Annotated in this window: 21 protein-coding genes and 1 tRNA gene; 9 read left to right on the top strand and 13 right to left on the bottom strand. The window is 68.5% G+C overall.

Going from position 1 to position 22,827, the window contains the following annotated elements; genetic code table 11:
* From LTI14_RS05185 to LTI14_RS05165, 5 genes are all read right to left on the bottom strand, one after another.
* Complete coding sequence (locus tag LTI14_RS05185; protein WP_241475969.1) at positions 1-963, bottom strand: IS481 family transposase; 963 nt, start codon at positions 961-963, stop codon at positions 1-3.
* Between the two features lie 147 nt (positions 964-1,110).
* Complete coding sequence (locus tag LTI14_RS05180; protein WP_241465057.1) at positions 1,111-2,244, bottom strand: bifunctional 2-methylcitrate synthase/citrate synthase; 1,134 nt, start codon at positions 2,242-2,244, stop codon at positions 1,111-1,113.
* Between the two features lie 30 nt (positions 2,245-2,274).
* Complete coding sequence (gene prpB, locus LTI14_RS05175; RefSeq protein WP_241465056.1) at positions 2,275-3,192, bottom strand: methylisocitrate lyase; 918 nt, start codon at positions 3,190-3,192, stop codon at positions 2,275-2,277.
* Between the two features lie 3 nt (positions 3,193-3,195).
* A complete protein-coding gene (locus tag LTI14_RS05170) occupies positions 3,196-4,713 on the bottom strand; it encodes an MmgE/PrpD family protein (protein ID WP_241465055.1) in 1,518 nt (505 codons plus the stop codon).
* Positions 4,710-5,435, bottom strand: a complete 726-nt coding sequence (locus LTI14_RS05165; RefSeq protein ID WP_241465054.1) for a GntR family transcriptional regulator — start codon at positions 5,433-5,435, stop codon at positions 4,710-4,712. The genes LTI14_RS05170 and LTI14_RS05165 overlap by 4 nt, the downstream gene beginning before the upstream one ends.
* Before the next feature lie 156 nt (positions 5,436-5,591).
* Between LTI14_RS05165 and LTI14_RS05160 the strand changes: the two genes are divergently transcribed.
* The 9 genes from LTI14_RS05160 (at position 5,592) to der (ending at position 15,326) form a co-directional block, all read left to right on the top strand.
* The gene (locus LTI14_RS05160; RefSeq protein WP_241475968.1) at positions 5,592-7,511 is read left to right on the top strand and encodes an AMP-binding protein; all 1,920 of its coding nucleotides are present in this window, start codon (positions 5,592-5,594) and stop codon (positions 7,509-7,511) included.
* 105 nt (positions 7,512-7,616) lie between these two features.
* The gene (locus tag LTI14_RS05155) at positions 7,617-8,252 is read left to right on the top strand and encodes a trimeric intracellular cation channel family protein (RefSeq protein ID WP_241475967.1); all 636 of its coding nucleotides are present in this window, start codon (positions 7,617-7,619) and stop codon (positions 8,250-8,252) included.
* A gap of 237 nt (positions 8,253-8,489) precedes the next feature.
* Complete coding sequence (locus tag LTI14_RS05150) at positions 8,490-9,326, top strand: ParA family protein (RefSeq protein WP_241465114.1); 837 nt, start codon at positions 8,490-8,492, stop codon at positions 9,324-9,326.
* On the top strand, positions 9,326-10,303 hold the full coding sequence (locus tag LTI14_RS05145) for a segregation and condensation protein A (protein WP_241475966.1): 978 nt from the start codon (positions 9,326-9,328) through the stop codon (positions 10,301-10,303). Before LTI14_RS05150 ends, LTI14_RS05145 begins: the two co-directional genes overlap by 1 nt.
* Entirely contained in the window at positions 10,296-10,871 is a 576-nt protein-coding gene (scpB, locus tag LTI14_RS05140) for an SMC-Scp complex subunit ScpB (RefSeq protein WP_241475965.1), read from the top strand. The genes LTI14_RS05145 and scpB overlap by 8 nt, the downstream gene beginning before the upstream one ends.
* A gap of 40 nt (positions 10,872-10,911) precedes the next feature.
* The gene (locus tag LTI14_RS05135; protein WP_241475964.1) at positions 10,912-11,922 is read left to right on the top strand and encodes a pseudouridine synthase; all 1,011 of its coding nucleotides are present in this window, start codon (positions 10,912-10,914) and stop codon (positions 11,920-11,922) included.
* The gene (locus LTI14_RS05130; protein ID WP_241475963.1) at positions 11,919-13,085 is read left to right on the top strand and encodes a prephenate dehydrogenase; all 1,167 of its coding nucleotides are present in this window, start codon (positions 11,919-11,921) and stop codon (positions 13,083-13,085) included. The genes LTI14_RS05135 and LTI14_RS05130 overlap by 4 nt, the downstream gene beginning before the upstream one ends.
* Positions 13,064-13,795, top strand: a complete 732-nt coding sequence (cmk, locus tag LTI14_RS05125) for a (d)CMP kinase (RefSeq protein ID WP_241465047.1) — start codon at positions 13,064-13,066, stop codon at positions 13,793-13,795. The genes LTI14_RS05130 and cmk overlap by 22 nt, the downstream gene beginning before the upstream one ends.
* 43 nt (positions 13,796-13,838) lie before the next feature.
* Positions 13,839-15,326, top strand: coding sequence for a ribosome biogenesis GTPase Der (der, locus tag LTI14_RS05120; protein ID WP_241471079.1), 1,488 nt, complete (start codon positions 13,839-13,841; stop codon positions 15,324-15,326).
* Between the two features lie 68 nt (positions 15,327-15,394).
* On the opposite strand, the gene LTI14_RS05115 is transcribed toward der, so the two are convergent.
* From LTI14_RS05115 to nadC, 8 genes are all read right to left on the bottom strand, one after another.
* On the bottom strand, positions 15,395-16,588 hold the full coding sequence (locus LTI14_RS05115) for a serine hydrolase (RefSeq protein WP_241475962.1): 1,194 nt from the start codon (positions 16,586-16,588) through the stop codon (positions 15,395-15,397).
* A gap of 117 nt (positions 16,589-16,705) precedes the next feature.
* Positions 16,706-17,251, bottom strand: coding sequence for an acyl-CoA thioesterase (locus LTI14_RS05110; protein WP_342357721.1), 546 nt, complete (start codon positions 17,249-17,251; stop codon positions 16,706-16,708).
* Positions 17,252-17,298: 47 nt separating this feature from the next.
* Positions 17,299-18,114 (bottom strand): ABC transporter permease, encoded by an 816-nt coding sequence (locus LTI14_RS05105; protein WP_241465045.1) that lies wholly within the window; start codon positions 18,112-18,114, stop codon positions 17,299-17,301.
* Positions 18,111-19,115 (bottom strand): ATP-binding cassette domain-containing protein, encoded by a 1,005-nt coding sequence (locus LTI14_RS05100; RefSeq protein WP_241475961.1) that lies wholly within the window; start codon positions 19,113-19,115, stop codon positions 18,111-18,113. Before LTI14_RS05100 ends, LTI14_RS05105 begins: the two co-directional genes overlap by 4 nt.
* A gap of 233 nt (positions 19,116-19,348) precedes the next feature.
* A tRNA-Pro gene (locus tag LTI14_RS05095) sits at positions 19,349-19,425 on the bottom strand.
* 176 nt (positions 19,426-19,601) lie between these two features.
* Entirely contained in the window at positions 19,602-20,639 is a 1,038-nt protein-coding gene (mgrA, locus tag LTI14_RS05090; protein WP_241470937.1) for an L-glyceraldehyde 3-phosphate reductase, read from the bottom strand.
* Positions 20,640-20,789: 150 nt separating this feature from the next.
* Positions 20,790-21,893 (bottom strand): cysteine desulfurase family protein, encoded by a 1,104-nt coding sequence (locus tag LTI14_RS05085; protein WP_241470938.1) that lies wholly within the window; start codon positions 21,891-21,893, stop codon positions 20,790-20,792.
* Positions 21,893-22,825, bottom strand: a complete 933-nt coding sequence (nadC, locus tag LTI14_RS05080; RefSeq protein WP_241470939.1) for a carboxylating nicotinate-nucleotide diphosphorylase — start codon at positions 22,823-22,825, stop codon at positions 21,893-21,895. The genes LTI14_RS05085 and nadC overlap by 1 nt, the downstream gene beginning before the upstream one ends.
* Between the last annotated feature and the right edge of the window lie 2 nt (positions 22,826-22,827).

Below are 22,827 nucleotides of genomic sequence, written 5' to 3'. Positions count from 1 at the left end.
TCACGACGTTGGTGACACCCGGTGAGCAGGAGCCATTCCGATGCCGGTGTGGATCCTGTCAGTGTTGTAGTAGAGCAACCACGGGGCAAGGGCTGCCGCTCGTTGCGCGTTCGAGGTGAAGACCTGAGAGTAGGCCCACTCGGCGGCCAAGGTGCGGTTAAAGCGCTCGATCTTCCCATTGGTCCAGGGACAGCGTGGCCTGATGAATCGCTGCACCGCGCCAAGCTCGACCACAGCAGCGCGGAATACCGAGGATCTTCGATACGCCAAGGCGTTATCCGAGAGGACTCGCTCAATTGCTGGGATTCCCTGGGCCTGGAAGAACTCGGCCGCTCGCAGCAGCACCGCAGCGCAGGTGGAGGCCTTCTCATCGGCATGGATCTCGGCGTAGGCCAGTCGGGAGTGATCATCGATGACCGCGTGGATGTAGTCGAACCCGATCCCTCGTCCGCGGACCTCTTCTGAGCGGCCATGGGCCCGCCACCCGCCACCATCAGGGATGCGTCCGAGTTTCTTGACGTCGATATGGACCAGCTCACCTGGGTGGTCGCGTTCGTAGCGGTTCCCAGTGACTCGTGACGCGCGGATCAGCTGACCGGTCAGCGGGTCACACCATGCCAGCGGCGCCACGTCGTGGCGGGAGAGGATGCGTGACACGGTTCTGGCAGGTGTGCCAGTGACTGCGGCGATGCGCAAAGGTCCGGCACGCAATCGCTGACGGGCTTCGAGGACTCGCATCTCCTGGGCGCGGTGAGTGCGCGAGGGTGAGGTGTGAGGTCGTGAAGACCGATCGCGCAGCCCGGGCAGTCCCTCGGCGCGGAACCTGGTGACCCAGCGGTGAGCGCACTGCCGGGATATCCCCAGCTCCTTGGCCACGTGAGCAACCGGGCGATGTTCATTGATCACAGGGTCCACGAGAAGAGCTCTCCCGTGCAGGGTGAGCCGAGCATTATTGTGGGACACGAGAACCTCCTGGCTAGCGGATGACTTCGACATCTCCACTACGACAGGAGGTTCTCGCTTTTCACAAGAGCGTGTGTGTCACCAACGTCATGGCCAGGTACAGCTAGGGGGAGCGCCCGCAGGAGCCGCTCGCAGGCGGGCGTAGGATCAGAGGTGGCGCTCGTCCGGACCGTTATAGGCGCTCAGCGGGCGGATCAGCGCATTGTCGGCGCGCTGCTCGGCGATATGCGCCGTCCAGCCGGTGATCCGTGCGGCGATGAACAGCGGGGTGAACATCTCGGTGTCGAAGCCCATCAGGTGATAGGTCGGCCCGGCGGGATAGTCCAGGTTCGGCAGGATGTTCTTGGCCTCGCCCATCGCCGCCTCGAGCCCGTCGTAGAGCCCCATCAGCTCACCGCGGCCGTAGTACTCGACCATCGCGTCCAGGGCCTGCTTCATGGTCGGCACCCGGGAATCACCGGACTTGTACACCCGGTGGCCGAAGCCCATCACCTTGCGCTTCTCGGCCAGAGCCTGCTCCATCCACGCCTTGGCGCGGGCGGCGGCGTCCTCGCGGGTCTCGGCTGTGTCGATGCCGATCTCCTCAAAGGTGTGCATCACCGCTTCATTGGCACCGCCGTGCAGCGGACCCTTCAGCGCGCCGATCGCCGCGGTGACCGCCGAGTGCAGGTCTGCCAGCGTGGAGGTCACCACCCGGGCGGTGAAGGTGGACGCGTTGAAGGAGTGCTCGGCGTAGAGCACCATCGAGACCCGGAAGGCGTCGACCACCTCCTCGGGGGCCTCCTCGCCGAAGGTCATCCAGAGGAAGTTCTGCGAATAGTCCAGATCCTCGCGGGGCTCGACGAGCTCCAGCCCACGACGCCGGCGCTGGTCATAGGCGACCACGGCGGGGAATGCGGCGAAGAGCTCCTTGGCCTTGGTCAGCTCCGCCTCAGGGGAGGAGTCTTCCGAGAGCGGGTGGTTCGCGCCGAGCACCGACACCGCGGTGCGCCCGACATCCATCGGGTGGCAGTCCAGCGGCAGCAGGTCGATGGCTGCCCTGACCCGAGGGTCCAGGGCGCGGTGGGACCGCTCGAAGGCGCGGAACTCGTCCTTCTCGCCCGTGCTGGGCAGTTCGCCGTTCCAGAGCAGCAGCGCCACCTCCTCGAAGGAGAGCTTCGCGGCCAGCTCCTGGACCGGGTATCCCCGGTAGAGCAGCGAGTTGGATTCGGGGTTCACCTTCGAGACGGCGGTGTGATCGGCGACCACACCAGCCAGTCCCTTATAGATCTGCTCGGTCATGAGTGACCTCCTCAGGTCATTGCGGGGTCTTTAAGAGTTCTTGCCGTGCACGTCGGGGACATCGAAGTTGAAGATTCCGGTGTCGAAGGCGTTGTACGCCTCATAGTCGACCAGTTCGTAGAGCCGTGCCCGGGTCATCATCTGATCCACCGCGCCCTGCTGGGAACCTTCGGCGGCCAACACGTCCAGGGTGCGCTCGATCGCGCCCATGGCGGAGCGCAGCGAGGTCACCGGATAGATCACCATGGCGACGCCGGTCTCGGCCAGCTCCTCGCGGGAGAACAGCGGAGACTTGCCGAACTCGGTCATGTTGGCCAGCACCGGCACATCCACCGCCGCGCAGACGGCGGCGAACTCGCTGAGGTCCTTCATCGCCTCGGGGAAGATCGCGTCGGCCCCGGCGTCGACCAGGGCCTTGGCCCGCTCGATCGCGGCGTCAAGACCTTCGACTGCGCGCAGGTCGGTGCGCGCCATGATCAGGAAGTTCTCGTCTCGTCTTCCGCGAGCGGCTGCGGCCACCCGCTGGGTGGCGGTCTGCAGGTCCACCAGGTTCTTCCCATCCAGGTGGCCGCAGCGCTTGGGGTTGAACTGGTCCTCGATGTGGCAGCCCGCGAGCCCGGCGTCCTCGAGCTCCTGGACCGAGCGTGCCACGTTCATCGGTTCGCCGAATCCGGTGTCGGCGTCGACCAGGGCCGGCAGATTGGTCGCCCGCGCGATCTGGCCCGCCCGCTGGGCGACCTCGCTCAGCGTGGTCAGCCCGATGTCGGGCAGACCCAGCTCGTTGGCCAGCACTGCGCCGGAGATGTAGATCCCGTCGAAGCCCTTCTGCTCGATCAACGGAGCCGAGAGCGGGGTGAAGGTGCCCGGGAACTGGCGCGCCGCCCCGGGGGTCAGCATGGCGCGCAGGTCGAGGCGCTTCTGCGCGGGGGTGATGGTGGAGTAGAGCATGGCCTAGAACAGTCCCTTCGGTGCCGCGGCCGGATCGATGACCCCGGTGGCCGCGAAGACGTTGAGCTGATCGAGCTCACCGGAGGCCAGCGTCTCCAGGGCCTCGACCGCGCCGAGGAACCTTTCGATCTCCGCGTCGGCGATGACCCCGTCCGCCAGGGTGCGGAACTTGGCGATGTACTGCTCTCGGGAGAAGGGCCGCGCACCCAGCGGGTGGGCGTCGGCGACGGCGATCTCATCGGTGATCACCTCGCCGTCGTGCAGCCGGATCTCCACGGACCCGCCGAAGGCCTTCTCGGCGATGTCGGTGGAGTGGTAGCGCCGGGTCCACTCCGGATCCTCCTCGGTGGTGACCTTGTGCCACAGCGCGACGGTGTCCTCGCGCTGCGCGCGCTCGGGGGTGTAGGAGTCCACGTGGTGCCAGGCTCCGTCCTGCAGCGCCACGGTGAAGATATACGGGATGGAGTGATCCAGCGTCTCGCGGGAGGCGGTGGGGTCATACTTCTGCGGGTCGTTCGCCCCCGAGCCGATCACGTAATGGGTGTGGTGGCTGGTGCGGATCAGCACCGACTCCACCAGCGCGGGATCGGTGACCTGCGGGTGCGCGTGGTGCAGCCGGCGGGCGAGGTCGATCCAGGCCTGCGCCTGGTACTCCGCCGAGTGCTCCTTGGTATAGGTGTCCAGGATCGCCCGCTTGGGCTCCCCGCTGGCCGGCAGCGGAACGTCGTAGGAGGCGCTGGGCCCGTCGAGCATCCAGGCGATGACGCCGTCCTCACCTTCATAGATGGGCACCGGCGAGGTCTGTCCGCGCATCGCCCGGTCCACTGCTTCGACTGCCATCTTCGCGGCGAAGGCCGGGGCGTGGGCCTTCCAGGTGGAGATCTCGCCCTTGCGGGACTGCCGGGTGGCGGTGGTGGTGTGCAGCGCCTGGCCCACGGCCTGGAAGATCGTCTCGGCATCCAGGTCGAGCAGGGTGCCGATGCCTGCGGCCGCCGAGGGGCCGAGGTGGGCCACGTGGTCGATCTTGTGCTTGTGCAGCGAGATCGCCTTGACCAGGTCCACCTGGATCTCGTAGCCGGTGGCGATGCCGCGGATCAGCTCGGCCCCGGAGGCTCCGGTGTGCTGTGCCGCTGCCAGCACGGCAGGGATGTTGTCCCCGGGGTGGGAGTACTCCGCGGCCAGGAAGGTGTCGTGGTAGTCCAGCTCGCGGACCGCGACGCCGTTGGCCCAGGCCGCCCATTCGGGACTGGACTTGGTCTCGATGCCGAAGATCGAGGCGCCGGAGCCGTTTGCGGAGACCGAATGGTCCAGCGCCTGGGCGCGGGCGGCGATGATCGGGGCGCGGTTCAGCGAGGCCACCGCCACAGCCGCGTTGTCGATGATGCGGTTGATCACCATCTCGGTGACCTCCGCGTCCACTTCCACCGGGTCGACGGCGACCTGGGCGATCTTCCAGGCGAGCTGGTCCTGTCGGGGAAGGTTCTCGTCGCTGCGGTAGACCCGTACGTTGTGGCTGATCATGCTGGTGGTTCCTCTCGATTGGGAGTCAGGCTTCGGTGCTGCTGTGCGGACTGGGCTGTCTCGTGCTGGGCGGTGATGTAGGCGAGGCTGCGGCGCAGATGGATCAGCATCGCGGCACCGGCGGTCTCGGCGTCTCCGGACGCGATGGCGGTGCAGACCTCGCGGTGTTCGCGGGCTGAAGCCGCGAGCCGCTCGGGCTCATGCTGAGCCAGCCTGCGGGCGCGGACCAGGTGGGCGCGCATGCTGCGCAGCGAGTGGCTCAGATAGGGATTGGCCACGGCGTCGGAGACCGCCTCATCGAGCTCCTCGGTGAGGGCGTAATAGTGCTCGTCCTCCTCGGCATGGTCCTGGGTGTGGTCCCGCTGGCGCTCTCGCGACCGCAGGATCTTCTCCGCCGCGCTGAAGCGTTCCGCGAGCGCGCTGAACCGGCGGGGGTCTCCGCGCTCGGCGGCCAGCCGCGCGGACTGGACCTCCAGCGGGAGGCGGAGCTCGAAGAGCAGGTCGACGTCGGCCGCGGAGATGGAGCTGACCAGCGTGCCGCGCCCCTTGGTCTGATCGGCGAGCCCGTCGGCGATCAAGCGGGACAGCGCCTCGCGCAGCGGGGTGCGGGAGAGGCCCAGCCGTTCGGCCTGATCGACCTCGCCGAGCAGGGTCCCCGGGGTCAGCACCCCGTCGAGGATCTCCTGCCGCAGGGTGTCGTAGGCACGGTCACTGGCACGCATGATTTGAGTGTATACAACGAGGGGTGCTCTGTGGAGTCTTTCGGGAGAATATTCCACTATCTAGTCAACTATGTATACATAGGGCTTTACCTTCTGTGATCCAGCTCATATCCTTGGATGTGTCACGCGTCCACGCCGATGAGCAGGAGCACTCCCATGACCGGTACGTCCTACCGCGAGCTGCACGCACGATCACTGGCCCAGCGTGAGGAGTTCTGGCTCGCCGCCGCCGAGCAGATCCACTGGGACCGCGCGCCGGAGCGCGCACTCGACGACTCGGCGGCCCCGATCTACCGCTGGTTTCCCGAGGCGGAGCTGAACCTGAGCTACAACTGCCTGGACCGCCACGTCGAAGCCGGCCGTGGGGAGCAGACCGCGCTGATCTATGACTCCGCCGTGACCGGGGCCGTCCAGAGCTACAGCTACGCCGAGCTCACCGCCGAGGTGGCCCGGTGTGCCGGAATGCTGACCGAACTCGGCGTGGGTGCCGGAGACCGGGTCATCATCTACCTGCCGATGATCCCGCAGGCGCCCATCGCGATGCTCGCCTGCGCCCGGATCGGAGCGGTGCACTCGGTGGTCTTCGGCGGCTTCGCCGCAAAGGAGCTGGCCTCGCGCATCGACGACGCGTCCCCCGACGTCGTGCTCACCGCCACCGGAGGCATCGAACCCACCCGCAAGGTGGAGTACCTGCCAACCGTGGCCGAGGCGCTGCGCCTGGCCACCCACGACGTCCGCCACGTGGTGGTCCAGGAGCGCGAGGGCTTCGCCCACAGCCTCGAAGAGGTCGCCGCGGACGCAGAGACGAGTGTGACTGCGCAATGGCACGACTGGTCCTCCCAGTCAGCCCAGGCTGCGCCCGCAGCCCCGGTCACGGTGCGCGCCACCGACCCGCTCTACATCCTCTACACCTCCGGGACCACCGGCCGGCCCAAGGGCGTGGTCCGTGACCAGGGAGGCACCGCCGTCGCGCTGAGCTGGTCGATGCAGGCGATCTACGACGTCGGCCCGGGGGAGACCATGTTCACCGCCTCCGACGTCGGCTGGGTGGTCGGGCACTCCTTCATCGTCTATGGACCGCTGCTGGTCGGAGCGACCACCGTGCTCTACGAGGGCAAACCGGTCGGCACCCCTGATGCGGGCGCCTTCTGGCGGATGATCCAGCAGCACCGGATCACCGCGCTGTTCACCGCACCCACGGCGCTGCGCGCGATCCGCAAGACCGACCCGGAGGCCGCGCTGGTCGGCGACTACGACATCTCCTCGCTGCGTCACCTCTACGCCGCCGGGGAGCGGCTCGACCCGGTCACCCAGCGCTGGATCACCGACGCCCTGCAGGTGCCGGTGATCGACAACTGGTGGCAGACCGAGACCGGCTGGCCGATCGCGGCCAACCCGGTGGGGATCGAGGCGCTGGAGGTCAAGGAAGGTTCCGCCACGCTGCCGATGGCCGGCTACGACGTGGTGATCCTCGACGCGACCGGGGAGGAGCTCCCGGCGGGGGAGGAGGGCAACATCGCGCTGCGACTGCCCATGCCCCCGGGCACCCTGCCCACCCTCTGGGGCGACGACCAGCGCTACATCGATTCGTATCTCGACGCCTTCCCCGGGTTCTACGCCACCGGGGACTCCGGCTACCTGGATCAGGACGGCTACCTCTTCGTGATGGGCCGCACCGATGACGTGATCAACGTGGCCGGTCATCGGCTCTCGGCCGGTTCCATCGAAGCCGTGGTCGCCTCCCACCCGGCAGTGGCCGAATGCGCGGTGATCGGACTGCAGGACGAGCTCAAGGGCCAGCGCGCCTCGGGATTCGTGGTGCTCAAGGCTGGACGAGAGGACGACCCGAAGACGCTGCAGGCGGAGCTGACCGCCCTGGTGCGCCGAGACATCGGGCCGGTGGCGGACTTCAAGACCGTCGCGGTGGTCGCCGCGCTGCCGAAGACCCGGTCGGGCAAGATCCTGCGCAAGACCATGCGCCAGATCGCCGACGGCGAGCAGGCGCGGGTGCCCTCCACCATCGAGGACGCCTCGGTGCTCGATGACCTGATCCCGGTGCTGCGACCCCAGCGGTAGGCTTGTCGGCGGCGCGCGACCGCGCGCCGCACAAGTCTCCGCGGCGCCAGCGCGCCGCGGACGTGTCGCGCGCAGCTGCTCCCCGGCTGACGCAGGGGGAGAGCGATGGACCTCGCGCTGTTGGCCGTCGAGCTGCTGGGCACCTTCGCCTTCGCCGTCTCCGGGGCGCTGCTCGCCGCCCGCAAGGGCTTCGACGTGGTGGGCTCGCTGCTGCTGGCCTCCATGGCCGGACTCGGTGGCGGCGTCACCCGGGACATCATCATCGGCGACGGACCCCCGGCCGCCTTCCTGCAGCCGATCTACCTGGCCCCGGTGCTGGTGGCAGTGATCCTGGTGCTCACCGGGCTGCTCCATGAGACCCGGCTGCGCCGGACGCTGCTGGTCTTCGACGCCGTCGGACTCTCGCTGTTCTGCCTCACCGGCACGGTCATCGCGTTCAACGCCGGGCTCAATGAGATCGCCTGCGTCCTGCTCGGGGTGACCACCGCGGTGGGCGGCGGTGCGATGCGCGACGTGGTGGCCAACGAGACCCCACAGATCTTCAATCCGCGCGGCGTCTATGCGGTGCCGGCGATGTTCGGCGCGGGGCTCATCGTGATCGTGCTGAGCTTCGAGCTGCCGCTGATCTGGGCGGGACTCGTGGTCTCCTGCCTGGTCTTCACGCTGCGCATGATCTCGCTCAAGCGCGGCTGGCGAGTGCCGCTGGCCGGACGCCGGTCCAGCGGCAGCGCCGCAGCCTGACCCCTGCCGCCCGAGCCTGACGCGATGGCGAGGCGAACCTTCGAGTGCTACTTGGCCTGCACATCTTGCCTCGATGAGGACACGGGGTAACCTGGATAAGTTGTTGTCCGCAGGAGGAAGTTGAGGGATCACGTGAGCGAGCCGGGTGCCCGGATGGGCGAAACGCCTGACCGGGAGGTCAACGCGTCGCACAGCGATCAGCCGACCGAACTCTTCACCATCTACGGCGACGCGATCATGGGTCCCACGGGCCGGCCGAAGCATGACTTCGCCGAACCCGCGCCGCTGAGCAGCCACGGCCCCGCGCGAGTCATCGCCATGGTCAACCAGAAGGGCGGAGTCGGCAAGACCACCTCCGCGATCAACCTGGGCGCCGCGCTCGCCGAATACGGCCGCCGCGTGCTGATGGTGGACTTCGACCCGCAGGGCGCACTCTCCGCCGGCTTCGGCACCAGCCCGCATGAGCTGGAGACCACGGTCTACAACGTGCTCATGGAGCGTGAGGTCAAGACCCGCGACGCCATCGTCTCCACCCACGTGGAGAACATCGACCTGCTGCCGGCGAACATCGACCTCTCCGCCGCGGAGGTGCAGCTGGTCAACGAGGTGGCCCGCGAACAGGTCCTGGACCGCGCGCTGCGCCAGGTCCGGAACGACTACGACGTCATCATCATCGACTGCCAGCCCTCGCTGGGGCTGCTCACCGTCAACGCGCTCACCGCCGCCCACGGCGTCGTCATCCCGCTGGAGGCCGAGTACTTCGCGCTGCGCGCCGTGGCGCTGCTGGTCGACACCATCGAGAAGGTCCAGGACCGGTTGAATCCGGACCTGGAGATCGACGGCGTGGTGGTCACCATGGTCGATCTGCGCACCCTGCACGCCCGCGAGGTCATCGCCAGGATCGTCGAGGCCTTCGGCGACAAGGTCTTCGAGACCGTCATCAAACGCTCGGTGAAGTTCCCCGACGCCACCGTGGCCGCGGAACCGATCACCGCCTACGCGCACAAGCACGAGGGCGCCAAGGCCTACCGCCAGCTGGCCCGCGAACTGATCCTCCGAGGTGGATCGCCCTAGTGGCGCACCCGGCAGCCGGCGCCGCGGCGCTTCAGCATGCCGACGCCGCCGCGAATCTCGAGAGCCTCGAGGCAGACGCCCGGCACGATTCCCCCACAGCGACCGGATTCACGGTCTCGCTGGCGAACTTCGACGGCCCCTTCGACCTGCTGCTCGGCCTGATCGCCAAGCGCGAGATGGACGTCACCGCGGTGGCGATCTCCGCGGTCACCGACGAGTTCATCAGCTATGTCCGAGGCCTCTCGCACCACCAGGCGTTGGACGAGTCCTCGAACTTCATCCTGATCGCCGCCACCCTGCTGGACCTCAAGGCCGCGCAGCTGCTGCCCGGGGGCGAGGTCGAGTCCGAGGAGGACCTCGCCGCCCTGGAGGCCCGCGACCTGCTCTTCGCCCGACTGCTGCAGTACCGGGCGTTCAAACACATCGCCGGGCACATCGCCGAGCAGATCCAGGAGCACTCGGACCGCTTCCCGCGCCAGCCCGGCACCCACCCCGAGCTGGCCCAGCTGCTGCCCGAGCTGGTCTTCAAGACCACCCCGGCGGACCTGAAGACCATCGCCGAGCGCGCCTTCGCCCGTCCGGCGATGGAACCGGACCACATCAGGTTCGAGCACCTGCACTCCCACGCGGTGGACATCCGGACCGAGATGGCGGTGATGACCGCTGCGCTGCGCGAGGCCGGCGCGGCCAGCTTCACCGAACTGGTCCGCGAGGCCGAGAGCCGGCTCGTCGTCGTCGTGCGGTTTCTCGGTCTGCTGGAGCTCTACCGCGACCGCGACGTCGCGTTCGAACAGGATGCGCCGCTGGGGGAGCTGCGGGTCATCTGGTCCGGTCCTGCCAGCGGTGAGATCGCGGCGCTGGACCGCGCGGCCGCGGAATGGGCCGATCCGGCCGGCACCGGGGTCGACACCCCTGCGCCCGACATCTCCTCGCCCGACACCCCCGCGCCCGAGAAGGAGGATCCCGATCATGGCTGAGCCGATCAGCGAGGACCTGCTCGCCGCCGCCGAGGCCGTGCTGATGATCATCGAGGAGCCGGTCTCCGCGCTGGAGCTGGCCCAGGTCCTGGAGATCCCCGAGCGCCAGGTCATCACGGTGCTCGATGCGCTGCGCCTGGACATCGACGGGATCAGCGAGGGCTCCCGGCGCCGCGGCTATGAGCTGCGTGAGATCGCCGGGGGATACCGCTACTACTCCCGCGCCGACTACGCCGAGCAGGTCTCCGCCTTCGTCCTCGGCGGCGCGACCACCCGGCTCTCCCAGGCTGCGCTGGAGACCCTGGCCGTGATCGCCTACCGGCAGCCGGTGGCCCGCTCCCAGGTCGCCGCCATCCGCGGGGTCAACGTCGACGGCGTGGTGCGCACCCTGGTCCACCGCGGTCTGGTCGACACCGCCGGCACCGATCCGCTCACCGGAGCCACCCTGTATGTCACCACCGCGGACCTGCTGGAACGCCTCGGGATCAACTCCGTGCAGGAGCTTCCACAGCTGTCCCCACACCTGCCGGGCATCGAAGCAGCCGGAGAGCTGGGCCCGGAAAGCTGAATGGCCGGAAGGATTGGACACTCCCCATAGAATGGAGATCATGAAATCTTCGGGCCCAGACCGCCGCGCGCGCGAGGCGCAGCGGCGGGAGCCACGCGCTGCCACCGCAGCACGCACCCCGAAGGCCGGTCAGTCCGGGGGGCCCTTCTCCTCCGAGGACCCCCAGCGGATGATCTCCACCGGTCCGAGCCGGGCCAAGCCCCGCCGTGACGAGGCCGAGGAGAACTTCGCGGCAGTCCATGACCCCGAGGGTGTGCGGCTGCAGAAGGTGCTCGCCCAGGCCGGCGTCGCCTCCCGGCGGGTCTGTGAGGCGCTGATCGCCGAGGGTCGGGTGTCGGTGGACGGCAAGGTCATCATCGAACCCGGCATCCGCGTGCAGCCCGACGACGTCACCATCCATGTCGACGGCGTGCGCATCCAGCTCAGCGTCGAACACCAGTACGTGATGTTCAACAAGCCCACCGGCGTGGTCACCACGATGTCGGATCCGCACGGCCGGCCCTGCATCAACGACTACCTCACCGAGGAGATGAAGGCCGCCAGGCTCTTCCACGTGGGCCGCCTCGACGCCGAGACCGAGGGCCTGCTGCTGCTCACCAACGACGGCGAGCTGGCCAACAAGCTCACCCACCCCTCCTACGAGGTGCCCAAGACCTACGTGGTCGAGGTCGCCGGACCGGTGTACAAAGAGGTGGGCAAGAAGCTGCGCGCCGGCATCGAGCTCGAGGACGGGCCCATCGCCGTGGATGACTATCGGCAGCTGGGCAGCGACGGCCGCCGCACCATGATCCAGGTGACCCTGCACTCAGGACGCAACCGGATCGTGCGCCGCATCTTCGACCACGTCGGACACCCGGTGCTGCGCCTGGTGCGCACCGCCCTGGGCGAGATCACCATCGGGGACCAGCAGCAGGGCACCGTGCGCCCGCTGGGCCGGCTGGAGCTGGGCCACCTGCTCGACCTGACCAGCCGCGACGACCCGGCTGCCGGCGACACGACCAGCAGCGACACGACCGGCGACACCGCCGGCAGCGACGGCGGAGCGCGATGAACCTCTTGACCGCCACCCCGACCAGCGTGCGCCAGACCCCCACCGTGCTCATCCGAGGCACCGGACTGCTCGGCGCCAGCATCGGGCTCGGGCTGCGCGCCGACGGCCACCAGGTGCTGCTCTCCGACCCCTCCGCCACCGCCCAGGCCATCGCCGCCGACATCGGCGCAGGCACCATCCTTGAGAAGGCCCCCGCGGAGACCACCCCGGAGATCGTCATCGTCGCGGCACCCCCGGAGGCCACCACCGTGGAGGTGGCGGCCGCGCTGGTGCGGTATCCCGACGCCGTCGTGCTCGACATCGCCTCCACCAAGGCCGAGATCCTTGACGGCCTGCTGAACCTCACCGAGGACGACGACGCCGCGCTCACCCGGGCCGACCTGACCCGCTATGTGGGCACACACCCGATGGCGGGCCGGGAGAAGTCCGGCCCCGTGGCCGCCCGCGGCGAGCTCTTCACCTCCATGCCCTGGGTCATCTGCCCCGCGGTGGACCCGCACACCGGAGACCAGCTCTCGGCACGTGAGGCCGTGGAATGGGCCGGGGAGGTGGGACGCCGACTCGGCGCCACCGTGCACCACATGAACCCCGTGCGCCACGACGAATCCGTGGCGCTGATCTCGCACCTGCCCCAGATCGCCGCCTCGCTGGTGGCCTCCCGGCTGCAGGACGCGCCGGTCTCGGCCCTGGCGCTGGCCGGCAACGGGCTGCGCGACGTGACCCGGATCGCCGCCTCCGACCCTGGACTGTGGGTGCAGATCCTCTCCTCCAACGCCCGGCCGGTGGTGGAGATCCTCTACGGGCTGCGCCAGGACATGGAACGGCTGATCAGCACCCTGGAGGAGCCGCGGGCCCCGGGCGGGCAGGCCGACATCGCCCAGCTCATCGCCGAGGGCAACTCCGGGGTCACCCGGGTGCCCGGCAAGCACGGCGCCCCGCCGCAGTCCTTCGCGGTGCTCACCGTGATCGTCGACGACAAGCCGGGACAGATCGCCGCGGTGCTCAACGACGTGGCCACGGTCGGGGTCAACGTCGAAGACCTGCGCATGGAGCACTCCGCCGGCCACCAGGTCGGCATGGTGGAGCTCTCCGTGCTTCCCGGACGGCGTGACGAGCTCGCCGAAGCCATGACTGAATTTGGATGGAAGGTAGTGCTCTCGTGAGTCAAGGACAGCGCCTGATCATTGCGGTGGACGGACCCTCAGGGTCCGGGAAGTCCAGCGTCTGCCGCGCCGTCGCCAGCCAGCTCGGCGCCGCATATCTGGACACCGGGGCGATGTACCGCGCCGCCACCTGGTACTGCCTGGCTCAGGGAGTGGACCTCGCCGATGAGCAGGCCGTCGCCCTGGCCGTGGAGGAGGTGCCGCTGACGATCTCCACCGACCCCGCGCACCAGATCATCGCCGTGGGGCAGAGCGACGTCACCGCGGCGATCCGAGAGACCCGGATCTCCGAGCGGGTCTCCGAGATCGCGACCAACCGAGCGGCCCGCGCGCTGCTGATCGCCGCCCAGCGCAGGATCATCGACAACGCCGGCTTCATCGTGGCCGAGGGCCGCGACATCACCACCGTGGTGGCTCCCGACGCGCAGGTGCGCGTGCTGCTCACCGCCTCCGCCGAGGCCAGGCTGCGTCGCCGCGGCCTGCAGCTGGGAGGCACCGAGACCGCCGAGTCGCTGCGCCGCCAGGTGATCGACCGCGACGCCCGCGACTCCACCGCGTCGAACTTCACCGAGGCAGCCGACGGCGTCGCCGTGCTGGACTCCTCGGACCTGACCTTTCAGGAGACCATCGACGCGCTGATCCAGCGCGTGGAACAGGTCTCCGCCGAACCACTCTCGATCCCATCTGCAGGAGCATCCCGTGGCGAATAACGCTGACACCTTTCCCTCCGACTCCCCGGAATACATTCCGGCCGTGGAGGACGATCGACTGGCCGAACGGCTGGCCGCCATCACCGAGGAGGAGGCCGCCGCGCGCGCCGCCGCGCTGCGCGCGGGACTCTCCGACTACGAGCTGGCCGAGGAGGACGCCGCCGTCCTCGACTATGACGAGGACGACGAGGACTACGAGCCCTACGTCGCCGCCCCACCGGCGCTGGCTGTGATCGGGCGCCCCAACGTGGGCAAGTCCACGCTGGTCAACCGGATCACCCGCTCCAAAGAGGCCGTGGTCGAAGACGTGCCCGGCGTGACCCGCGACCGCGTGTCCTATGACGCGGAGTGGAACGGCAAAGACTTCACCCTGGTGGACACCGGAGGCTGGGAGCAGGACGCCCGCGGGATGCACAAGCGGGTGGCGGAACAGGCCGAGATGGCCGTGGACGAGGCCGACGCCGTGATCTTCGTCGTCGACGGACTCGTCGGCGCCACCGCCGTGGACGAGGCCGTGGTGCGGATGCTGCGGCGCAAGAAGAAGCCGGTGCTGCTGGTCGCCAACAAGGTCGACGCCCCCTCGCACATGAGCGAGGTCTACGGCCTCTGGAACCTCGGGCTCGGCGAGCCCTACCCGGTCTCGGCGCTGCACGGCACCGGCACCGGCGACCTGCTCGACGCCGCCGTGAAGGCGCTGCCCGAGTTCGCCGAGCACGGCGGAATGATCCCCACCGGCGGTCCGCGCCGGGTGGCCCTGGTGGGACGCCCGAATGTGGGCAAGTCCTCGCTGCTGAACAAGCTGGCAGGCTCCGAGCGCGTGGTCGTGGACGCCGTGGCCGGCACCACCATGGACCCGGTCGATGAGTTCATCGAACTCGGCGGACAGACCTGGCGCTTCGTGGACACCGCCGGGATCCGGCGTCGTCAGCACATGGCGTCGGGGTCTGAGTACTATGCGATGCTGCGCACCCAGCGCGCCCTGGACAAGGCCGAGGTCGCTGTCGTGCTGCTCTCGGTGGAGGAGCCCGTCTCGGAGCAGGACGTGCGCATCATCCAGATGGCCGTGGACTCCGGCCGCGCCCTGGTGGTGGCCTACAACAAATGGGACCTGATGGATGAGGAGCGCCGCTACTACCTCGAGCGCGAAGTCACCCGGGACCTGGCGCACATCGCCTGGGCCCCGCGGGTCAACGTCTCCGCACTGACCGGCTGGCACAAGGACAAGCTCGCACCGGCCCTGGACACCGCGCTGACCAGCTGGGGACGGCGCATCTCCACCGGACGGCTCAACGCCTTCCTCGGGGAACTGGTCGCGGCCCACCCGCACCCGGTCCGCGGCGGCAAGCAGCCCAGGATCCTCTTCGCCACCCAGCCCTCCACCAAGCCCCCGCGCTTCGTGCTCTTCACCACCGGGTTCCTGGATCCGGGCTACCGGCGCTACATCACCCGCCGGCTGCGTGAGACCTTCGACTTCACCGGCTCGCCGATCGAGGTCTCGATGCGCGTGCGCGAGAAGCGCAAGCGCAAGTAGGCATCCTGGTCCGGCGCAGCAGGCCGGACCGGCTGGCCACACCTCGAGGTCGCCCAATACTGCAACTCTCAGTACAGGGCGGCCTCGACGTCTCTGGTGAGGGTGCTGATCGAGTCCCAGTCCGACCCATCGGACATGATGCTCAGCACGTAGGTGCCCTCCGGGTGCCGCACGATGGCGGTGTCGTTGAGGTAGCCGTCGATGAAGCCCACCTTGTTCAGCACCGACCCGGCGCTGCCCGCGTCGATGCCGTCGCGGAAGAAGTTGGACTCCAGCGCATCCAGCAGACGCGAACGGCCCTCAGCGCTGATGTCCAGCGAGCCGGACTCCAACCGGGTCATGAACGCGGTGAGGTCATTGGCCGAGCTGCGTGCGTAGGCCGGGATGAAGTCCGTGGCCGGGCCTCCGGTATCGGCGGCGATGTCACGCAGGCCTTCCCAGCCGAGCTCCCCGCGGAAAGCGTCGGCACAGGGGTTGTCGCTGACCGAGATCATGTCGGCGAAGCAGGTGGCGCGATCGCGTCCGCCCTCGATCATGTCGCCCCAGTCCATCTCACCGGACTCGACCCGGCTGAGGATCCCGTAGGCGACGTAGACCTTATAGGTGCTGGCGCTGACCCGGGACTCCGCACCTGCGGACGATCCGGTCCGCCCCTGGCCGCCCAGCTCGGCGACGCTGATCGAGATGTCCCCGGGGTGGAAGGCGACGAGCTCGTCCAGATAGCTGTCGAGATCACCGGTGAAGCTGGGGGTGTCCGCCGGTGTCTCAGGCTGGGACTGCTCGGGGTCTTCCGGGGCTGCATCTGAGTCTTCTGAGTCTGGGTCTTCGGGGGTTTCAGGATCGGGGTCTTCGGGGGTTGAGCCTTCTGGAGTCGATTCGTCCGGAGCGGGCACCGCCCGGAGATCCTCCTCGTCAGGGGCTTCGGCTCCTGCCTGTTCCTCATCCTCCACCGGATCCTCGGCGTCGGCTGATTCCTCTTCGTCGGTCTCATCCTCCAGTCGCTGCCGCGGGGCCTCCGCCTCGGCCTGTCCACTCGCGAGCCGCTCCTCCTCCGCGGCGAGCTCCTGCTTATGCTGCTCGTGCGCGGAGCTGGGCGCGGCACTGGACCCGGCGTCCTGGGTGGAGACAGGGTGGAAGACGGCGGGGCTGCAGGCGGTCATCAGGAGTGCGGCAGTGGCAAGCCCGAGGGCGCGGTACGCGAAGCCGTGCCGAGCGGGCCTGCCTCCAGGTCCGCGATGGGGAAGGTTCTCGCGAGGAAGCATGGGTTTGATCGTATCCACGCATCATCAGCTGATCTGGGAGTTCAATGGTTCGCGCAGGTCGCGATTCGGCAAACCAGCCCCATCATGACGTCCATGCAGACGGTGCGGGATGCCGGGTCAGGGTGTGCGGAAAGGGGATTCATCCTGGTGCGCCGCGGCCTGTGCACGCTGCTGCGGAGTCAGTCGCAGCAGCGTGTTGGAGCCCGTGTCGAAGAAGGCCAGCTGGGTCTCGGCGATCACGCATCGCGTGCCGTCCACGCCGTCGCGGACCTCATAGGCCAGGGTGAGCCCCGCGCCCTTGAGCTTGGTCACCCAGACGTCGATCTGGGCGGGGACATCCCGGTACTCCAGACTCGCCAGGTACCGCACCCGGTGTTCGACGACGAGCGCCTGCGCATCCCGAGGAAGCTCGTTGAACAGCGGGGCCAGCGGCTCCCCGACGGGGCTGCCCGTATGGGCCGGCGACCCGAAGGCGCGGATGCGCGCCTCTTCGAGCAGCCGCAGCACCTCCACGTTGTTGATGTGGCCGTAGGCGTCCATATCGCCCCAGCGCAGCGGCACCAGGGTCCGCAGGCGTGGGTTGACGCGGTGGGAGGTGCCGCTGGTGCTGGGGATCGCGGTGGCACTCTGGGTCGCGGCGGCGTCGCGGGAAGGCACGGTCATGCTGGCCAGCTTAACCCGAGTGCCTCACTGGGGAAGGGGAGTGTTGTTCAGCCGCGGGAGACGCGGCCGCGCAGCGCGCCGAAGGCCAGCGTGAAGCTCACCGCCCCCACGATGCCGATCGCCAACAGGCCAGGCCAGAGGTCTGCCCAGACCCAGCCTTCGGAGAGCAGGGACCTCAGTGCGGCGAGCAGATAGGTGATCGGATTGTAGTCAGCGATCGCTGCGAGCCACCCGGTCAGCGCCTCCTGCGGAAGAAAAGACGTGGTGAGGAAGGCGAAGGGGAAGAACAGCAGGAAGGAGGAGTTCACCGCGGCCGGGCTTCCCGTGCGCAGCGCGATGGCATAGGGGAAGCCCGTGAACGCAAGGCCCCAGAGCCCCCCGATGATGACGAAGGCGACGACGCCGGAGATTCCCGTGGCGAACTCGACGCCGACGAAGAATCCCAGGATCAACACCGGCACGCACAGTGCCATCACCAGCACCAGATCCGCGACCATCAGTCCCAGCAGCAGGGCCGAGCGACTCATCGGCGTGAGCAGCAGCCGGTCGAAGTAGCCGCTGCTGATATCGGTCACCAGGTCGCTCGCCCGCGAGACGCCCGTGACGGCGAAGACGATCGCCACCGGAAGTTGGAACGCCCGGAAGTCGGCCACGCCGATTCCTTCTGCCACCGATTCCAGTGCTCCGATGTTCACAACGAAGAAGAACAGCGGGATGATCAGGGCCGGGATGACGGCAGCGGGGTCTCGGGGAATTGCGCGCAGAGCCCTGTAGGCGACGGAGCCGAGGTCTCGCAGGAACCCCGCGCTCTTTGGTCGGATCCTGGTGGCGGGGCGCTCGGTCGTGGTGGTGGACGAGTTCACTGGGGCTCCTGGGGATTCTGCGGCGCGGAGGCGCTGGCCATGAACGCACTGGAATCGGTGATGTGTTCCCCAGTCACGGAGAGGAAGACATCATCGAGGGATGGTCGACGCAGGGACAGCTCGATGACCTCCGTGTCGGGTACCTGGGCGAGGGCGACGGCGATCGGGCTGATCGCTGAGGGGCCGTCGGAGACGCTCAGAGTCAGTGTCGGCCCGTTGGCCTCGATGCGTTCCACCACGCCCAGCGACTCCAGGGCCTGCCCGGCGATCCGCGCATCCCCGGTGACCGTGACGATCACGACGTCGGTGCCGATGCTCCGTTTGAGCTGGGCCGGAGTTCCTTCGGCAACCAGCCGGCCCTTGCTGATGATGCCCACCCGGTCTGCCAGCTCGTCGGCCTCCTCGAGGTACTGCGTGGTGAGGAAGACCGTCATCCCCAGCTCCCGGTTGAGCCTCCGGACCTCCTGCCAGACCTTTGCCCGGCTTACGGGGTCCAGTCCGGTGGTGGGCTCGTCCAGGAAGAGAACCTCAGGGTCATGGACCAGAGCCAGCGCGAGATCCAGGCGACGCTTCATCCCGCCGGAATAGGTCCCGATGCGCCGATCCAGCGCGGAGCCGATGTCCACGAGTGTGGTCAGCTGAGCCACCCGGGCCTTGGTGGCCTTCCCCGAGAGTCCGTAGAACCTGCCCTGGAGGGCGAGCATCTCGGCCCCGGTCTGTTTGTCATCCAGAGCGGCCTCCTGCAGGGCCACCCCGGCGCGGAGCCGGACCTCGCCGGGCTGTGATTCGACGTCGTATCCGGCCACGGTGGCGTGACCGGCGGAGGGTGTGAGCAGGGTGCAGAGGATGCGGGTCAGCGTGGACTTCCCAGCCCCGTTCGGTCCGAGGAATCCGTAGATCTCCCCAGCCTCAACCTCAAGACTGACGCCGTCGACGGCTATAAGGTCACCGAAACGCCGTTCCACACCGTCCGCGCTGATTGCAATCTGGCTCGGCGACATGCCTGCTCCCTTGTGGGTGCGAATGGGGAAGTGCCGGGGGTCTCTTCTGTCTGCGCTCGGCACGCGAACCGCTGAAGGGACTCAGAATAGGAGCGACGATCAAAGCAGGGCAATATCCGTCGAACTGGACGCCCGCCGGGGTCCACGGATCGTGTCCACCGCCGAAACTCTGGTAGGGCGAACAAAAGAGAAAGCCTCAAACCAATTCAATGGTTTGAGGCTTTCTCTTTCTCTGGTCGGGCTAGCGGGATTTGAACCCACGACCTTCCGTCCCCCAGACGGACGCGCTACCAAGCTGCGCTATAGCCCGAAATTCTTCCAACAAACTCGCCGGAAGCACCAGGAAAGTCTACCGCATGATCTGGCTCATGGTCGCATCGGGTGAAGCGGCGGGCGAGGGAGCGGGTTCATCGGGTGGTGCGGCGGGTGGAGCGCGGAAGCATCCGCGCCCCACCCGCCGAGCACACCCCTCCCGCCGCACCAGGATCAGTTCTGGGTGCTCCTGCGGGCCGAGCCCCAGATGTCGATGCCGGCGTCGACGGCGTGCTCATCGACGGCGTCCAGTTCTTCCTTGGTGAAGGAGCGCTGGTCCAGCGCGGCCAGGTTGCTCTTGAGCTGTTCGGGCCGGCTGGCGCCGATCACCAGGGAGCTCACGCGGTCATCGCGAAGCGCCCAGGCCAGCGCCATCTGCGCGAGGCTCTGTCCCCGCGCGGAGGCGATCTCGTTGAGCGCCCGGATGTGCCCGAGGTTCTCCTCGGTGAGGAAGTCGTCGCGGAACGAGCCCTTGGTCGCCGCGCGCGAGTCGGAGGGGACCCCGTCGAGGTACTTGTCGGTCAGCATGCCCTGCGCGAGTGCGCTGAAGCCGATGACCCCCGCACCGACCTCTTCGACCGCATCGAGCAGACCCTCGGTCTCGATCCAGCGGTTGAGCATCGAGTAGGAGGGCTGGTGGATCAGCAGCGGGGTGCCCAGATCCTTCAGGATCGCCGCGGCCTTGATCGTGTCTTGAGCGGAGTAGGAGGAGATCCCGGCGTAGAGCGCCTTGCCGGATCGTACCGCCGTGTCCAGCGCGGACATGGTCTCTTCCAAAGGGGTGTCGGCATCGGGGCGGTGGGAGTAGAAGATGTCCACGTGGTCCAGGCCCATCCGGCTCAGCGACTGGTCCAGGCTGGAGAGCAGGTGCTTGCGGCTGCCGGTGGGACCGCCGTAGGGGCCGGGCCACATGGTCCACCCGGCCTTGGTGGAGATGATCAGCTCATCGCGCAGCCCGGCGAAGTCCTCGCGCAGGATCCGCCCGAAGTTGATCTCCGCCGACCCTGGGGGAGGCCCATAGTTGTTGGCCAGGTCGAAGTGGGTGATGCCGTGATCGAAGGCCAGGTGGATGATCTCGCGCTGGTTCTGCAGGGCGAAGTCGTCGCCGAAGTTGTGCCAGAGCCCCAGGGAGAGCGGCGGCAGCACCAGGCCGGAGCGGCCTACGCGGCGGTATTCCGCATTGTCGTAGCGGTCTTGCGCGGGAACGTACATGGTGGCTCCTGGAGATCAGAGTGTCAGTGATCAGAAACGCCCGTGTTCAGAACATCGGGTCAGGCCCACCCGGTCAGACAGGAGGCGGACCCTTGATCACCTTACGCCTGCGCCACCGGTCCAGGGCGGGCGCCAGCGATGTCCTGACGATCAGGGTCCGGTGGGCAGCGCCGCGGCGGCGCGGGACAGGTCCTGCGGGGTCACGGAGTCCCCGAAGCTGAACCGCACCGCGGTCTGAGCCACCTCATCCGAGTAGCCCATGGCGCGCAGTGCGGGGCTTGGCTCGCTGGAGCCGGCCGCACAGGCTGAGCCCGAGGAGCAGAAGATCCCCTGCCGTTCCAGGTCCAGCAGCACCGACTCCCCGCTGCGCCCCGGAAGCACGAAGGACGCGTGTCCGGCGAGCCGGCGGGTGCCGTGCCCGGTCAGCTGCGCGCCGGGGACCCGGGCCAGCACGGCGTCGATGAAGTCATCGCGGCGCCGGGCGAGCTCCCGGACGTCAGTCTCGGCAGCCAGCCGCAGCGCCGTCGCCAGCCCGACCGCTCCGGCGACGTTCTCGGTGCCCGAGCGCAGGTCCCGCTGCTGTCCGCCGCCATGGATTAGCGGCTCGAAAGGTGTCCGACGGCGCAGGTACAGCACGCCGGTGCCTTTGGGGGTGCCGAGCTTGTGCCCGGCAAGGCTCATCGCGCTGACCCCGAGCTCCTGCACATCCAGCGGCAGAGTCCCGGCGGCCTGGACCGCGTCGGTGTGGAACGGAACGCGGTGTTCCGTGCAGAGCGCCGCCAGTGCGGCGACGTCCTGAACGGTGCCGACCTCGTTGTTCGCGTAATGGATCGAGACGAACGTGGTGTCGGTGCGCAGCTTCGCTGCCAGCGCCTCAGGGGTGACCACACCCTCCGCATCCACCGGCACGGTCTCCACCTCGTAGTCCAGCCGGCCCAGCCAGGCCGCGGACTCGCTCACGGCAGGGTGTTCCAGTGCGGAGATCAGCACATGGCGACCTCTCGGATCGGCGAGCGCGATGCCCTTCACCGCGGCATTGTCGGACTCGGTGCCGCCGGAGGTGAAGATGATCTCCGCCGGCCGGGCGTTCAGGTGCCGGGCCACCTCGGCGCGCGCCGTCTCCAGCGCCCGTGATGCCGCGGCCCCGGGCTCGTGGACGCTCGAGGGATTCGCATACCCGGTCAGGTGTGGCCACATGGCCTCGAGCACCTCGCGCCTGACCGGGGCGGCGGCGGACTCGTCCAGGTAGAGCATCAGCCCGAGGTTCCCGGCCCGTCCACATCAAGCCCGCCAGCCAGAGCAGCGTCGACCTCGACGTGGATACCGGCCCCGAGATCCATGTCCAGCCCCAGGTCCAGGGCGCGGGCACCCTGGGTGAGCGCGCCGACGCTGATCAGGTCCACCCCGGTGCCGGCGATCGCTGCGATGGTCTCCAGGCTCACCCCGCCGGAGGCCTCCACCAGGGCGGCCCCGTCGATGAGCTCCACCCCGCGGCGCAGGTCCTCACACGAGAAGTTGTCCAACATGATGGTGTCCGCCCGGCCGGCCAGCACCGGCGCGATCTGCTCGACCCGATCCACCTCCACCTCGATGTGGGTGGTGTGCGGCAGGCGCTCGCGGGCAGTGAGGATCGCCGTGGTCAGCGCCTCGGGGGAGTCGCCCACCAGCGCGAGGTGGTTGTCCTTGGCCATCACCGCATCGGAGAGTGAGAATCGGTGGTTGTGCCCACCCCCGCAGCGCACCGCGTAGCGCTCCAGCGCGCGCAGCCCCGGGGTGGTCTTGCGGGTATCGGTGACCCGCACCCCGGTGCCGGCGACGGCGGCGACATACTCGCTGGTCAGCGTGGCCACCCCGGAGAGTCGCTGGATCAGGTTCAGCGCCGCCCGCTCGGCGCCGAGGATCGCCCGGGCGGGGCCCTGCACGCTGGCCAGCACATCCCCAGGACCGAACCGTGCGCCGTCGTCGGTCTGGAGACTCACGACGACGCCGGGGTCCAGCGCGGCGAAGGTGCGGGCGAAGATCTCACCACCGGCGAGGACACCGGGTTCCCGTGCCACCAGCTGGGCGTGCGCGCTGGCATCGGCCGGGACGAAGGCGACGCTGGTGAGATCCCCGAAGGGGATGTCCTCGGCCAGCGCGAGGGTGATGACCGCGTCGATGTCGCGGGCCGAGAGCTGCGTGTCCACGG

It is taken from the genome of Nesterenkonia sp. YGD6 (genome assembly GCF_022565895.1).
GTDB lineage: Bacteria > Actinomycetota > Actinomycetes > Actinomycetales > Micrococcaceae > Nesterenkonia.
This window is presented reverse-complemented; position numbering and strand designations above follow the sequence as displayed.